14 protein-coding genes are annotated in these 15,051 nt (G+C 53.0%); all 14 read right to left on the bottom strand.

The genetic code is table 11. From position 1 onward, the window contains the following. Positions 1–5 precede the first annotated feature (5 nt). On the bottom strand, positions 6–1,331 hold the full coding sequence (fliI, locus tag ACFFSY_RS27485) for a flagellar protein export ATPase FliI (protein ID WP_377500182.1): 1,326 nt from the start codon (positions 1,329–1,331) through the stop codon (positions 6–8). A 1-nt stretch (position 1,332) separates the two neighbouring features. Further along, positions 1,333–2,148 carry a FliH/SctL family protein gene (locus tag ACFFSY_RS27480; protein ID WP_377500180.1) on the bottom strand — a complete coding sequence of 272 codons (816 nt, stop codon included), beginning with the start codon at positions 2,146–2,148 and terminating at the stop codon, positions 1,333–1,335. Next, positions 2,141–3,154 carry a flagellar motor switch protein FliG gene (fliG, locus tag ACFFSY_RS27475; RefSeq protein WP_377500178.1) on the bottom strand — a complete coding sequence of 338 codons (1,014 nt, stop codon included), beginning with the start codon at positions 3,152–3,154 and terminating at the stop codon, positions 2,141–2,143. Before fliG ends, ACFFSY_RS27480 begins: the two co-directional genes overlap by 8 nt. Positions 3,155–3,165: 11 nt before the next feature. After that, on the bottom strand, positions 3,166–4,743 hold the full coding sequence (gene fliF, locus ACFFSY_RS27470; RefSeq protein ID WP_377500176.1) for a flagellar basal-body MS-ring/collar protein FliF: 1,578 nt from the start codon (positions 4,741–4,743) through the stop codon (positions 3,166–3,168). A 49-nt stretch (positions 4,744–4,792) separates the two neighbouring features. Then, on the bottom strand, positions 4,793–5,098 hold the full coding sequence (gene fliE / locus ACFFSY_RS27465) for a flagellar hook-basal body complex protein FliE (protein ID WP_377500174.1): 306 nt from the start codon (positions 5,096–5,098) through the stop codon (positions 4,793–4,795). 42 nt (positions 5,099–5,140) lie between these two features. Continuing rightward, positions 5,141–5,599, bottom strand: a complete 459-nt coding sequence (flgC, locus tag ACFFSY_RS27460) for a flagellar basal body rod protein FlgC (RefSeq protein ID WP_377500172.1) — start codon at positions 5,597–5,599, stop codon at positions 5,141–5,143. A 3-nt stretch (positions 5,600–5,602) separates the two neighbouring features. After that, positions 5,603–6,010 carry a flagellar basal body rod protein FlgB gene (gene flgB, locus ACFFSY_RS27455; RefSeq protein ID WP_377500453.1) on the bottom strand — a complete coding sequence of 136 codons (408 nt, stop codon included), beginning with the start codon at positions 6,008–6,010 and terminating at the stop codon, positions 5,603–5,605. 245 nt (positions 6,011–6,255) lie between these two features. Next, positions 6,256–7,026, bottom strand: a complete 771-nt coding sequence (codY, locus tag ACFFSY_RS27450; protein WP_377500170.1) for a GTP-sensing pleiotropic transcriptional regulator CodY — start codon at positions 7,024–7,026, stop codon at positions 6,256–6,258. 31 nt (positions 7,027–7,057) lie between these two features. Next, on the bottom strand, positions 7,058–8,473 hold the full coding sequence (gene hslU, locus ACFFSY_RS27445) for an ATP-dependent protease ATPase subunit HslU (protein WP_377500169.1): 1,416 nt from the start codon (positions 8,471–8,473) through the stop codon (positions 7,058–7,060). A 33-nt stretch (positions 8,474–8,506) separates the two neighbouring features. Continuing rightward, the gene (hslV, locus tag ACFFSY_RS27440) at positions 8,507–9,052 is read right to left on the bottom strand and encodes an ATP-dependent protease subunit HslV (protein ID WP_377500167.1); all 546 of its coding nucleotides are present in this window, start codon (positions 9,050–9,052) and stop codon (positions 8,507–8,509) included. Positions 9,053–9,234: 182 nt separating this feature from the next. Next, the gene (gene trmFO / locus ACFFSY_RS27435) at positions 9,235–10,575 is read right to left on the bottom strand and encodes an FADH(2)-oxidizing methylenetetrahydrofolate--tRNA-(uracil(54)-C(5))-methyltransferase TrmFO (protein WP_377500165.1); all 1,341 of its coding nucleotides are present in this window, start codon (positions 10,573–10,575) and stop codon (positions 9,235–9,237) included. Positions 10,576–10,616: 41 nt separating this feature from the next. Then, positions 10,617–12,719, bottom strand: a complete 2,103-nt coding sequence (gene topA / locus ACFFSY_RS27430; protein WP_377500163.1) for a type I DNA topoisomerase — start codon at positions 12,717–12,719, stop codon at positions 10,617–10,619. A gap of 25 nt (positions 12,720–12,744) precedes the next feature. Beyond that, positions 12,745–13,875 carry a DNA-processing protein DprA gene (dprA, locus tag ACFFSY_RS27425; RefSeq protein ID WP_377500161.1) on the bottom strand — a complete coding sequence of 377 codons (1,131 nt, stop codon included), beginning with the start codon at positions 13,873–13,875 and terminating at the stop codon, positions 12,745–12,747. 186 nt (positions 13,876–14,061) lie between these two features. Beyond that, positions 14,062–14,991, bottom strand: a complete 930-nt coding sequence (gene sucD, locus ACFFSY_RS27420) for a succinate--CoA ligase subunit alpha (protein WP_148928165.1) — start codon at positions 14,989–14,991, stop codon at positions 14,062–14,064. Between the last annotated feature and the right edge of the window lie 60 nt (positions 14,992–15,051).

Genomic DNA, 15,051 nt, shown 5'->3' with positions numbered 1-15,051 from the left:
TACGATCAGCTCCGTTCGAATTCACTTAACAGCGCCTGCACAGCTTCTTCGTAGCTTACTTTCTCCGTCGTCTTCTGACGGGTGAACGTGTTAATGGTGCCGATTCTATCGATCGCGCGGTCAATTTCCGCATTTGAACCTCGTTGGTACGCCCCAATATTAATGAGGTCTTCCGAATCTTTATAAGTAGCGAGCAGCCGCTTCAATTCGTTAGCCGCGTCCTGCTGTTCTTCCGGCACGATCTCCTTCATAACACGGCTGATGGACTGGAGCACGTCGATGGCCGGATAGTGGCCTTTCTGCGCAATTGCCCGGCTCAGCACGATGTGGCCGTCCAATATGCCTCGCACCGCGTCTGCAATCGGCTCATTCATATCATCGCCGTCCACAAGCACGGTATAGAACGCCGTAATCGAACCTCTCGGACCTGTCCCCGCACGCTCCAACAACTTCGGCAAATTCGCGAATACGGATGGCGTGTATCCGCGCGTCGCCGGCGGCTCGCCGATCGCAAGTCCGACTTCCCGAAGCGCTTGGGCGTAACGGGTTACCGAGTCCATCATAAGCATCACGTTCAAGCCACGGTCGCGGAAGTATTCCGCGATGCTGGTCGCAATCAAAGCGCCTTTCATCCGGATCAGTGCAGGCTGGTCAGACGTCGCGACGATCACGACCGATCGAGCTAGACCTTCTGGCCCCAAATCCTTCTCGACGAACTCGAGCACCTCGCGACCACGTTCGCCGACAAGAGCTATGACGTTCACATCGGCCGAAGTGTTTCTAGCAATCATCCCCAAGAGCGTACTCTTGCCGACGCCAGAACCAGCGAAGATACCAATACGCTGCCCCTGACCTACGGTGAGCAGTCCGTCTATTGCTCTCACGCCGACTGTCAGCGGCGTCTTAACCCGCGGTCGGGAGAGCGGGTTGCTCGGCTCGTTATGCGTCGAGTAATGCGGCATTCGAGCTGGGAGCATCGAGCCGTCCAATGGCTGTCCCAATCCGTCGAGCACTTTGCCCAGCAGCTCGGATCCGACTTGCACGGTTAGCGGCTTGCCGGTTCCGACGACGTCGCAACCCGGGCCGATCGAGGCCAGCTCACCGAGCGGCATGAGGATCAATTTATTGTCTCGGAAGCCGACGACTTCCGCTTTAAGCGGCTTAGCTGCTTTCGTCGGGTAGATATAGCACACATCGCCAATGCTTGCATCCGGACCTTCCGACTCGACCGTCAAACCGATAACCTGCGTAACTTTACCGTTCACCCGTATGGGATCGATCGGACGCATATGTTCGATATATTTCATCGGATCCAGCTTAAGCGTGGCCATGTTATGCCCCCTCTTCGCTAGGCTGCAGCGCCAGCTGCATCAGCTCGCGTTTGATTTCGGACAACTGCGTATCTATCCGGGCATCAATACTACCAAAGGCAGAACGAATGACGCAACCACCGTCTTTTACCGTTACATCCGGCACAATTTGGAGCTCGGCTTGCGAGTCAATCGCCAAGTGCAGTTCTTCGCGGGCTGCTTGGATAAAATTAAGCTGCGATGGCGATACGCACAGCGTGATAACACCTTGTTCGCGTCTTCTGGTCAGTGCCTTCGTCACTTGCTCGATCGTCCATTCCGGGGACATGGCCAGCTGCTTGCCAATGATTTTCTCTGCAATGGAGATACTAAGTTCCACGAGGAACGGTTCTGCCTCTTGGATGATCTCTTCCTTCATGCGGTAGGCGCCCTCAAGGATCGTCTTCGCTTCTCCAAGCGATGCTTCCCATTGCTGGTGAATCTCTTGCTCGGCTTCCTCGCGCCCTTCGTTATATCCGATCTGATAGCCTTCGCTTCGCATCTGCTCGAAGTGCTGCAGGTCCAGCTCGCGGCGCTCCTGCCACCATTGTTCAATGGCGGCATTCGCATCGTCCATCATCGCCTGGATTTCGGCTGTCGTCTCTTCCATTCGCTGCTTCGCGAAATTCTCGGCATCTTGGATGATTTGGTCGCGCAGCGAAATTGTTTCTTCATCGGGACCAGCCGGGGTGTTTCGATTAGCCCCGGACTGGGTATTAGCATAATAGTTGCGGAAAACTTCCAGACGCTTTAGATCGTCTATAGAAACAACATGGGTAGATTTATGAAGGCTAGACAATGATATCATCTCCTCCGCCACGAGCGATGATGATCTCACCCGACTCTTCGAGTCGACGGATCGTCGCTACGATACGAGTTTGAGCTTCTTCAACGTCACGCAGCCGTACAGGACCCATGAACTCCATTTCTTCCTTGAATGTTTCCGCCATCCGTTTGGACATGTTACGGAAGATGGCTTCGCGTACTTCTTCGCTTGCCACTTTAAGCGCAAGCTGAAGATCTGCGTTCTCGATATCTCGAATGATGCGCTGAATCGCGCGGTTGTCGATGTTGACGATATCTTCGAATACGAACATACGCTTCTTGATTTCTTCGGCCAGTTCCGGATCTTGAATCTCGAGCGCGTCAAGAATCGTGCGCTCTGTGCCGCGGTCGACACCATTAAGGATTTGTACGATCGACTCGATACCGCCAGCGCTCGTGTAGTCCTGCGTAACCGTCGAGGACAGCTTCTGCTCCAGAATACGTTCGACGTGCGCAATAACTTCCGGCGACGTGCTGTCCATGAGCGCGATACGTCTTGCAACTTCCGCCTGCTTCTCCTGCGGGAGGGAAGACAAGATGGAGGCCGATTGATCGGCGCCCAAGTAAGACAGCACCAAGGCGATTGTCTGCGCGTTCTCGTTCTGAATGAAGTTGAGAATCTGACTAGCGTCGGCTTTACGCGCAAAGTCGAACGGGCGAACTTGCAGCGTTGCCGTTAGACGGTTGATGACTTCCAGCGCTTTCGACTCGCCGAGCGCTTTCTCGAGAATCTCTTTCGCATACGTGATACCGCCTTGCGAAATATATTCTTGCGCCATGCAGATCTGGTGGAACTCGCTTAGAATCGTATCCTTGTCTTCGCTGTCGACCTTGCGAACATTCGCTATCTCCAGCGTAAGCTGTTCGATCTCTTCTTCACGCAGATGTTTAAACACCTGGGCGGATACTTCCGGACCTAAGGAGATGAGAAGGATGGCCGCCTTCTGGCGACCACTGTAACCTTGCGCGACTTTAGCCATTTACATTCCTCCTATTCGTCAGCAAGCCATGTACGGAGAAGGTTAACAAACTCTTCTGGTTTGTTCTTAGCCAAGGTCTCAAGCTGCTTGCGCATTTGATTGTCGTTGCCGCCCATCTCCATTTCGACCGTAGCGTAGTCGATTTTGTGCGGCGTTAAGACTTCCTCTGCGAGCATCTGCTGCTCTGCTGCCTGTTTGCGGCGGCGTTTCACAAGCATGAATCCGAGCGCACCGATTAATACAAGCGCTGCTGCGCCGATACCGATCGCCATCGTCATCGAGATGCCGGACGTTGTGGACGTGTCATCCGAAGCCATGAACGTCAGACCGCTGATCGAAATTTTCTTCGCGATAATCGCATCGTCGTCTACATTTTGTCCCGATTCGCGCAATTGTGCACGAACGAGGGAAGACAAAAAATCGTTTACGTACGTTTTCGCATCATCGCTAAGTTTGGACTTGTCCACCGCTACGCTGATGGATAGGTCTTTAATCACATAAGGAGCGGACTCGATCTGGTTATTGATCCGGTTAAACTCATAGTTCGTCGTACGGCTGTTATCTTCAGAACTGCTCGAATCGCCGCCCGTCGTCGCTTGGTAACCCGGTACATCCGTCGATCCCGTGCCGGCTACGCCGCCGGAACCGCTCGAGCCCGTCGAAGACGAGGAATTCGTCGCTTCGCTTACGATAATCCCATTATTATTATTATTCTCAAGCGGCTTGACCAGCTGCTCGTCCGTTTTCTTTTTGTCGAAGTTAAAGGAACTCGATACGTTCACAACCATATTATCAAGCCCGACGATTTTGCCAAGCGTCTGCTGAATGCTGCGTTTGACTTCACTCTCGTACTTTTTCTGAATTTGGAAGTGGTTCTCGACCGTTGTCGAGCTATCGACGCCGCCAGCATCGTTGGAAGCGGTCAGCTCGCCTTCCGCACTTGAAATCGTGATGTTCTCAACCGCAAGCTTAGGAACTGAAGTTTTCACGAGATTATAATAGCCGTCTACTTCTTTCTGTGTCGGGCGATAACCCGGTTTGAACGTAATCATGATCGAAGCGGAAGCAGGTTCTTGTTCTTCCGTGGAAAGAAACGCGCTTTCTTCCGGCAGTGTAACGAGTACATTTGACTTTTGTACGCCGTTCATGCCGTTGAGTAGACGTTGAATTTCGCCGTTCAGCGCACTCCGGTATTTCACATCGAACTCTCGGTCTGTCGAACCAAACGGCGACGAACCTGAGGCGAAGGACTCAAAGCCGATCGAACCATTCTGAACAAGACCTTGTGAACCCGCTTCAACCTTTACCTTCTCGGCATTCGCTGCTGGCACGAGGATGTTCTGACCGCTGTTGGCCAGTTGATATGGAATGTTGTTCGAATCCAGGTAGTTCATGACCGCCGCAGAGTCCGTCGAATCCAGATTCTGAAACGCCAGCTCATACTGGGTCTTGGAGAACACCATCGTGAGCAATACGACGGTGATAACTAGGACACCAGCAGTCGCGCCGATCATTACCTTTTGCTTCTTCCCCATCCCCGTCCACAACTGTGCGACTTTAGTCTTATATTGGTTGAATGTTTCGTTCACGACTTCACCTCACTTATTCGTAGTTGTCGAACCGTCGTTTGACGATCTATTACAACTGCATCCGCATGATCTCTTGGTAAGCTTCGACAACCTTGTTGCGGACTTGTGAAGTTAGCTGCAAGCTTAGTTCCGCTTGGGACGATGCAATCATAACTTGCGAGATATCCGCTTGTCCAACCATATATTTATCCGTTAATACCTGCGCATTCTTTTCTTGGCTCTGCACGCTATTTAAAGCATTTTGCAGGAAATCACCGAACGTTTGCGTCATTTCAGCCGGCGTTTTGTCCTTCATGGCCGTATTCTGCGCTGATTGGATCGTCGTCAAAGGATTAAACGTCGTTTTCTGAATCAAGTTGATCCCTCCACTTTATAGTCGCTTGTTCTTATCTATCCCTTAAGCTCTTCCGATCTCCAGCGCTTTCGAGAACATCGCTTTCGTCGTGTTGAGCGCCGTTACGTTCGCTTCATAAGAACGAGAAGCCGTAATCATGTCGACCATTTCCTTCGCAATGTCGACGTTCGGCATTTGTACATAACCATTCGCGTCGGCATCCGGATTCGTCGGATCGTAGACTTGTTTGAAAGGCGTCTGGTCTTCCACGATCTTCGAGACTTTCACGCCAGCGGCTTTCGAAGACGCCGTCCCGTTGATCTTACCGTTTAGCACATCCGCAAACGATGGCGTCGTCGGCTCGAGTACAACCATCTTACGTGCATAAGGGACATACTGTCCATTCACAAATTTAGCGCGCGTTGTCTCAGCATTGGCAATGTTGGATGAGATAACATCCATCCGCAGCCGCTGAGCGGTTAAGGCGGAAGCACTTACATCGAAGCCATTCGTGATTCTCATCTATTAAGCCCTCCCATCGATGCCGGTCCGCATCATCTTCACGTCATGGTTCAATTGCTGGATATAGAAGTTGTAATTCAACTGGTTCTTGGCAAGCAATGTCATCTCGCGGTCGATATCGACGTTGTTCTCGTTGTTGTTCATGATCGTCGACTCGTCGGTGACCACTTTCCCTTGAGGCTTCGACCCGCTGTTGCCAATCGGAATATGCCTCGTATTGGTAAGGCGCCCCGCTAGTCCGGCCGAAGCTCCCATGGATTGTTGAAGTGTCTCTTCAAAAAGGACATCCGAACGCTTGAATTTTGGTGTATCCGCATTGGCGATGTTGTTCGAAATGACACGTTGTCGCATTTCCGAGGCGCCAATCGCACCTTCCAAACGGTTGAAGTGCGCTCCATTCAAGAGGTTCATCATTCAATACCCCCATTTTCATAGTGTTTTCATGGTGTCTTCTCTAGATATTCAACAGATTGTCTGACATTCCTTCTTTGTTCGACAAAAGTTTATATGGTTTTCCTGGATATCGTGTCGATTAAGATCGACAAACTAATATTCTATTTTTCGGACCTAGAATACAATAAGAAAAAAGCCCTATCTTTTAGTCAGATAGGACTTTAGGTGTTTGAAAATGCTGTTAGTTTTCTGTTAAGAAACTGTTATTCCTTATTCTTCTTCAGCTCCAATATGAGCTGAGGATTAAGGATTTTGATATATGTCCCTTTCATGCCAAGGGAGCGCGTCTCAATTACGCCGGCACTTTCCAGTTTGCGCAACGCATTCACGATAACCGACCGGGTAATCCCGACACGGTCTGCGATTTTGGAAGCGACGAGCAGACCTTCCTTCCCGTCCAATTCATCGAAAATATGCTCGACCGCTTCTTGCTCGCTGAACGACAAGGATCCAACCGCAACCGCGACTACCGCGCGACTTCTGGCTTCCTGCTCGATCTCCTCTGCGCGTTCACGCAAAATTTCCATCCCCACAATGGTCGAGCCGTATTCCGCCAAAATCAGGTCATCGTCTCCGAACGGTTCGGCATTGCGCAGCAGTACAAGCGTGCCCAGCCTATCGCGTCCGCCAACAATCGGCACGACCGTCATTTTCTCCGCTCCTGCCATAGCTGGGAACGAATCGCGAATCCCTTCATCCGGCGCAACGTTGGTCACGGTCTCCTGCATGTGCATGAACCGATCGTTGCTTTCAACGGGGAATCTGAGCTCCTCTGACGGAAGAGCTCTCAGCTGCTCGTGTTGAAACGGTCCTACTGCCGCGCAACCGAGCACTTTCCCTCTCCGGCTGACGACAAAGACGTCCGCTTGTATCGTTGTGCACAGCACCTCCGCCATTTCCCGGAAATTGAGCGCTCCTCCGGCCGCCCGCTGCAGCAGCCGGTTAAGCGTTCTAGTTTTTGCAAGTAAAATCATTAGTAAGCCTCCTACGATCCTGTCCGTACCTTTATAAAATATATTGACTCAAATCACGGTTCTTCGCAATATTTCCTAACTTCTCCCTCACATATTCCGGTGTGATGGTGAGACGTTCAAGTGAAAGCTCCGGCGCTTCGAATGATAAGTCTTCGAGCAGCTTCTCCAAAATGGTATGCAGTCTGCGCGCGCCGATGTTCTCGGTATTTATGTTGACATCGGAAGCAATCGTCGCCAATTCCTTAATGGCATCTTCCGAAAATTCAATCTCTATGCCTTCGGTCTCCAGGAGCGCCGTGTACTGCTTCGTTAGCGCATTCTTCGGTTCCGTTAATATACGGACAAAGTCTTCCATGCTCAGACTCGTCAGCTCGACGCGAATCGGGAAACGACCTTGGAGTTCTGGAATCAAATCCGAAGGTTTCGCCACATGGAATGCACCTGCCGCGATGAATAAAATATAATCCGTTTTGACGGAGCCGTATTTCGTGACGACGGTCGACCCTTCCACGATTGGCAAAATGTCGCGTTGGACGCCTTCGCGGGAAACGTCAGGGCCGGAGCCGCGAGATGGACTGGCGATTTTATCAATTTCGTCGATGAAAATAATACCGCTCTGTTCCGCCCGAACAATCGACTCCGAGATGACGTCATCCATATTGATTAGTTTGTTCGCTTCTTCTTGCGTCAATACTTTACGCGCTTCCTTAATCGGCAGCTTGCGTTTCTTCGTCCGCTTCGGCATGAGCTGGCCGAATAGTTCCTGCATATTCATGCCGCCCATACCGCCCGCGTCTCCCATGCCCCCTTGACCGGATAACATGTCGAGCATCGTCGGAGTCGTGTCTTCGACGTCGATCTCGATGGTCTGGTTTTCGAGTTTGCCGGCTTCCAGCTGCTCCTTGACGGATTTGCGCCGGTCAAGGAGAGAAGGATCGTGCTCCTGCGGCTCTTCCGCTTCATCCTTGCCGGACTGACCGCCAAACAGCATTTCAAGTGGATTCTTACCGCTCTTCGGCTTCGTGGCCGATGGCACGAGCAGTGTCACAATTCGCTCGTTCGCCTGTTTCTCTGCGCGGTCGCGAACCTGCTCGGTTTTCTCGGCCTTCACCATGCGGATTGCCGTTTCCACCAGATCGCGAACCATCGACTCCACATCGCGGCCCACGTAGCCGACTTCCGTAAACTTTGTCGCCTCCACTTTGACGAATGGGGCGTTCACGAGCTTCGCCAGTCTCCGCGCAATTTCAGTTTTCCCTACACCTGTCGGTCCGATCATCAAAATGTTTTTCGGCACGATCTCATCCCGCAACGCTTCATCCAGCCGGCTGCGGCGGTACCGGTTACGCAGTGCGACCGCCACCGAACGTTTAGCCGATTTTTGACCAATGATATATTTGTCCAGCTCAGCGACGATTTGACGCGGCGTTAACGCTTCATTTCCCATCGATTATCCCTCCGTCCGAGTGGTGTCGTCCAATTACTCCAGCTCTTCCACAACAATATTCCGATTCGTGAATACGCATATATCCGCGGCGATCTCCAAGGCAGCGCGCGCCATGTCTTTCGCTTCCATATTCGAGGCATGGCCCTTCAACGCACGCGCGGCTGCTAATGCAAAGCTGCCGCCCGAACCGATGGCCAGCACGCCGTCGTCCGGTTCGATAATTTCGCCGCCGCCCGAAATGAGGAGCATGCCGCTCTTATCCATAACAATCATCATGGCTTCCAGCTTGCGCAGTACCCGATCCGACCGCCAGTCTTTGGCAAGCTCGACGGCCGCACGCTGCAGATTGCCATGATGCTCCTCCAATTTGCCCTCGAATTTCTCGAACAACGCTATGGCATCTGCAACCGAACCCGCAAAACCCGCGACGACTTGACCGCGATATAAACGGCGTACTTTCTTGGCCTGATGTTTCATGACCATACTGTTGCCGAACGTAACCTGTCCGTCGCCCGCGATTGCGCCTTGCCCGTTATGCCTCACCGCACAGATCGTCGTGGCATGAAACTGCATTTCCATTGCACTGCCCCCAATCCGCCTAATAGAATCCATTCCATCTATGAAGAACGATGTCAACTTGACATGCTAATGTTCGATTATCAAAAAGGAAACAGCGGCCGGCATACCGGTTCCCGCTGCGGTTGATCTTATTAAGTAACGTTGCTTCCACGTGTTGCTCGGATCAATCGGATAATCAGATGTTAACCTTGTACCGGGTTGCCTTCCAAATTCTCAGCTTGGAAAAGCGCTAACCGGTCCAACGCGCGGCCGGCAATGGCCTCATTCTTTTCTTTCTTCCCTTTCATTCGCTTCTCCAGCGGCGGGAACAAACCAAAATTCGCGTTCATCGGCTGAAAATGTTTAAAATCGGCAGTCGTGATATAATGCGCCATGCTGCCGAGCGTCGTATCCTCTGGCATCACGATCGGATCCAACCCGCGCGCCAATCGTCCTGCATTCAGCCCGGCGATCAGTCCGGATGCGGCCGATTCGACGTACCCTTCGACCCCGGTCATTTGGCCGGCGAAGAATAGATTGTCTCTGCGCGCAAACTGATACGTAGGCTTCATGAGTTTAGGCGAGTTGATGAACGTATTGCGGTGCATGACGCCGAAGCGAACGAACTCCGCCTGCTCCAAACCCGGAATAAGCGAGAAGACGCGCTTCTGCTCGCCCCACTTCAGATGGGTCTGGAATCCGACCAGATTGTACAGCGTGCCTGCCGCGTTATCTTGACGAAGTTGAACGACCGCGTACGGCAATTTGCCAGTGTGCGGGTTGATGAGACCAACCGGCTTCATCGGACCGAACAGTGCGGTCTGCTTGCCCCGGCGCATCATAACTTCGATCGGCATGCAGCCCTCGAAATATTGTTCCTTCTCGAATTCCTTGAGCGCTGCGGTCTCGGCCGTAATAATCGCGTCGTAGAAGACATTGAATTCTTCTTCCGTCATCGGGCAGTTCAGGTATGCCGCCTCGCCTTTGTCATATCTGGAAGCCAGGTATACTTTCGACATATCGATCGAATCTTTCTCCACGATCGGCGCAGCCGCATCGTAGAAGTAGAAATATTCTTCGCCCAGTAACGCCTGAATTTCCTTCGAAAGGCTGTCCGCCGTAAGCGGCCCCGTCGCGATGACGACAATGCCGTCCTGCGGGATTTGTTTCACTTCTTCCGTGCGCACCTCGACAAGCGGATGCTCCTTCAACAATCGTGTGACATCCCCGGAGAATCCGTCCCGGTCTACGGCCAAAGCCCCTCCTGCCGGAACCGCGTTGCGGTCCGCGCAATCCATGATGAGGGACTTCATGCGACGCATCTCTTCTTTCAGGACGCCTACCGCGTTCTGAAGCCCGTTCGCGCGAAGGCTGTTGCTGCACACCAACTCGGCGAAATTATTCGTGTGATGCGCCGGCGTCTTGGTCTCCGGACGCATTTCGTACAATGTCACGGGTACGCCCTGGGAAGCAATTTGCCATGCGGCTTCGCTTCCCGCCAAGCCCGCGCCGATTACGGTTACTCGCTGCTGCTGTTCTGACAAAACGTGTACCTACCTTTCTTCTATGCGAAATCAGGCTGGATTCAACCTTCCGCCTGATCCGCCTCTTCCACCAATTCCTCGGAGAAATCGCATTGGGTGCACACATGCTTGGCTCCGCTGCGGTTGCGCTTCTCCACCATCGGTCCTCCGCAGGAAGGACACGGTTTGCTAACCGGTTTATCCCACGAGACGTAATCGCAGCCCGGGTACTGATCGCATCCGTAGAATACGCGTCCCTTCTTGCTTCGCCGCTCGATGATTTTCCCTTCGTGACATTTCGGACATTCGACGCCGATGTCTTTCACGATCGGTTTCGTATTACGACAATCCGGGAATCCGGAGCACGCTAGGAACTTGCCGAAACGCCCCATCTTGTACACCATATGTTTGCCGCACTTCTCGCATGTCTCGTCGGAAATTTCATCTTGAATTTCGATTTCTTTCATTTCGTCTTCGGCTACTTCCAACCGTTTCTCGAACGACTCGTAGAATTGTCCAAGCACGCGGACCCAATTCTCCGTGCCTTCCTCGACATGGTCAAGGTCGCCTTCCATATGAGCGGTGAACTCGGCATCCAGAATCTCGGGGAAAAATTCCTCCATTAGTTGGATAACCAGCTCGCCAAGCTCCGTCGGGACGAATTTCTTCTCCTCGATCGCGACGTACCCGCGTTTCTGTATCGTCTCCAGCGTAGGCGCGTACGTACTCGGACGGCCGATTCCGACCTCTTCCATCGTGCGGACCAGTCTGGCTTCCGTATAACGCGGAGGCGGTTGAGTAAAGTGCTGCTTCGGCTCGATCGCTTCCGAAGTCGCCTCATTGCCGACGGCCAGCGGCGGAAGGAACTTCTCCTCCTCGGTCGTGCCGTCGTCGTTACCTTCTACGTAAATCTTCATGAAACCGTGGAATTTGACCTTCGATCCGGCAGCGCGGAACGTCGCCGAACCTACCGTCAAATCAACGGTCATCGTATCCAGAACGGCTGAAGCCATTTGGCTGGCGACGAACCGTTCCCATACCAGTTTGTACAGACGGAATTGATCCCGGCTCAAAAATTCCTTCACCGATTCCGGATCCCGCAGCACCGACGTCGGACGAATCGCTTCGTGCGCGTCCTGGGTGTTGCTGTTCTTCTTCGTGTAGATTCTCGGCTGATCGGGCACGAACGAAGGGCCGTACTTCTCTTCGATATACCCTTTCGCCTCTTCCTGCGCAACAGGCGAAATCCGCGTCGAATCCGTACGCATGTACGTGATTAAACCGACTGTACCTTCTTTGCCAAGATCGACGCCTTCGTACAGCTGCTGCGCAACCGACATCGTCTTGGAAGCCCGGAAACCGATCTTCCGCGCTGCCTCCTGCTGCAATGAACTCGTAATGAACGGCGGCGCCGGATTGCGCAGCCGTTCCTTCTCCCGCACGTCGGCGACTTGGAACGTTCCGGTCCCCATGGCGGAGAGCACTTCCTGCACTTCCTGTTCGTTGCCGAGCTCCCGCTTCTCGCCGTTCATGCCGTAGAACTTCGCTTCGAATGTGGAGTTCCCGTGCTTCAGCTGGGCGGTGATCGTCCAATATTCTTCCGGCACGAACGCGTCGATCTCATTCTCGCGATCAATGATCAGTTTGACCGCAACCGACTGCACGCGTCCAGCCGACAGCCCCTTCTTAACTTTCTTCCATAAGAGCGGGCTGATCTTGTAGCCAACTAGACGATCGAGAATGCGACGCGCCTGCTGGGCGTTCACCAAATCCATATTGATCGGTCGCGGGGTCTTGAAAGCGTCCTTGACGGCCTGCTTCGTAATTTCGTTGAATACGACGCGGCATTGATCTTTCTCGTTCAGTTCCAAATAATGCGCCAAGTGCCATGCGATCGCTTCGCCTTCGCGATCGGGGTCAGCTGCGAGATACACTTTTTTCACTTTCTTGCTGGCATCCTTCAATTCCTTGAGAACGCTGCCTTTACCGCGAATCGTAATATATTTAGGGTTGAAATCGTTCTCGACCTCAACGCCGATCTGGCTCTTGGGCAAATCGCGAATATGACCCATGGAAGCTTTGACGATAAACTTGCTGCCAAGGTACTTGCCGATTGTCTTGGCTTTAGCCGGCGACTCGACAATAACGAGCGAATCTGCTGCCATAATGCGTCCTCCTCTCCGTTAACCGCTATGTAACGCTGTATAATGAACCGGGATGCTGTTCAATCTTCCGTTTTATAGTTAAATTTATCAGAATCGCGTGCAAAAGTCCAAAAGGATAGCCAGTGGCCTCGTGCAGCTCGTCCAACGTCCGGGTTCTATCCTGCAATAACCTGTAGATATGGTCCTCTTCGACGCTCATGGCCGGCTGCTCTAAGGGGGCAGATCCGGTACGCGTCCGTTGCTTGTTCTCATGCTGTATTAAGGCGGGCATCCAAGGAAATTCTTCAATTACGTGCTCGGCATCGGTGATCAGTTTAGCCCCGCATTCGCGAATCAGCCGGTTCGTGCCAGCGCTCTTGGGCGAAGAGATCGGCCCGGGTACCGCGAACACTTCGCGCGACATATCCAGCGCCTGCATAGCCGTGATAAGCGAACCGCTTCGTTCGGCAGCCTCGATCACAACCGTCCCCACCGATAATCCGGCAATAATCCGGTTGCGCAGCGGAAAATGTCCGGGATGAAACGGCGTGCCGGGCGGCACTTCGGACAAAATAAGCCCCTGCTCCTGCAATTGTGCGTATAAACCGCGATTTTGCGGCGGATAGACGACGTTAACTGGCGTACCGAGTACAGCGATCGTTGATCCTGCTTCACGGATCGCTCCCTCATGCGCGAGAGCATCGATGCCCCGCGCCATCCCGCTTACGATCGTTAACCCTCTTGATGCCAGCGCTTTGGATAAATCCAGCGCCGCTCTTCGTCCGTATGCCGTCGGACCTCGCGTACCCACTATGGCGACGCCAGGGCCCTCCAGCAACTCCTTGCGCCCTATTGCATACAGCACCCATGGCGGCTGGGGGATATGTCGAAGCAGCTTAGGATAATCATTCTGACACGGGGTGAGCAGCTCAATGCCTCTCTCACGCGCAGCCTCTCTTAGATTCTCCGCAGCCGCTCTTCGCATCGCAACGCAAGCCGCGATTGCAATCTCTGGCTTCATGCCGAACTGATGCTGCCAATCGGCAGGGGCGTAATCGGCATATTGCTCCCACGCTCCATGCTGGACGACCTTCCGAATCGTCTGCCAGCCAATGCCTGTCGTTTCGTGGAGGACAATGATGATAGCCTCCATGATCGATTGATTATTTTGCTTCATTAATACATCCGTCCCTTCTTCGAAGGGCGGACCCGCATCCTTACCCTATTGTGCTTGACCAGGAAACAGATTGCAAGCCGCAACCTTCGATAAGATCGTAATTTTTCTTAAAAATTAAAAAAAGCAACCTTTCGTTTCCGAAAATTCGGAAAATCGAAAGGTTGCTTACCTTAAGCTTCGCTATGATTAATGAGTTTTACATTTCTCGAGCAGACCTTGCTCTTCGAGCACGGATACGAGCGTGGAACCCATATCCGACGGAGTAGGCGCTACTTTGATGCCGCAAGCTTCCAGCGTTGCGATTTTCTCGGCTGCCGTACCTTTGCCGCCGGAGATGATCGCGCCCGCGTGACCCATGCGTTTGCCTGGAGGCGCCGTTGCGCCGCCGATGAAACCGACTACCGGTTTCTTCATGTTCGCTTTAACCCACTCTGCTGCTTCTTCTTCGGCCGATCCGCCGATTTCGCCGATCATGATGACCGCGTACGTGTTCGGATCGTCGTTGAACATGCTCAGAATATCGATGAACTCGGAACCTTTAACCGGGTCGCCGCCGATGCCGACTGCAGACGATTGGCCAATGCCGCGAGTCGTCAGCTGATGGACCGCTTCGTACGTGAGCGTTCCGCTGCGGGATACGACGCCTACATGGCCTTTCGTGTGGATGTAACCCGGCATAATGCCGATTTTGCACTCGCCTGGCGTGATGACGCCCGGGCAGTTAGGACCGATCAGGCGGGTTTTCTTGCCTTCCATGTAACGGGAGACTTTCACCATGTCCAGAACCGGAATGCCTTCTGTGATACAAATGACGAGGTCCAGCTGCGCGTCTACCGCTTCCAAGATCGCGTCTGCAGCGAATGCAGGCGGTACGTAAATGACCGATGCGGTAGCGCCTGTTGCCGCTACGGCTTCGACAACCGTGTTGAATACTGGCAGCGATTTCGTTTCGCCGTTCTCCAGTTTAATATCGACGGTCGTGCCGCCTTTGCCTGGCGAAGTGCCGCCAACCATTTGCGTACCGTAGTCGAGTGCGCCCTTGGCGTGGAACAACGCTGTTTTGCCCGTGATGCCTTGAGTAATGACTTTTGTATTTTTGTCAACCAAGATACTCATTTCGAGACTCACATCCCCTGTATGAATTCATATGCCGCGGCGCCAGCGGCTCGCGGGCTA

It is taken from the genome of Paenibacillus aurantiacus (genome assembly GCF_042431225.1).
In the GTDB taxonomy this organism is placed as follows: Bacteria; Bacillota; Bacilli; order Paenibacillales; family Paenibacillaceae; genus Paenibacillus_Z; species Paenibacillus_Z aurantiacus.
This window is presented reverse-complemented; position numbering and strand designations above follow the sequence as displayed.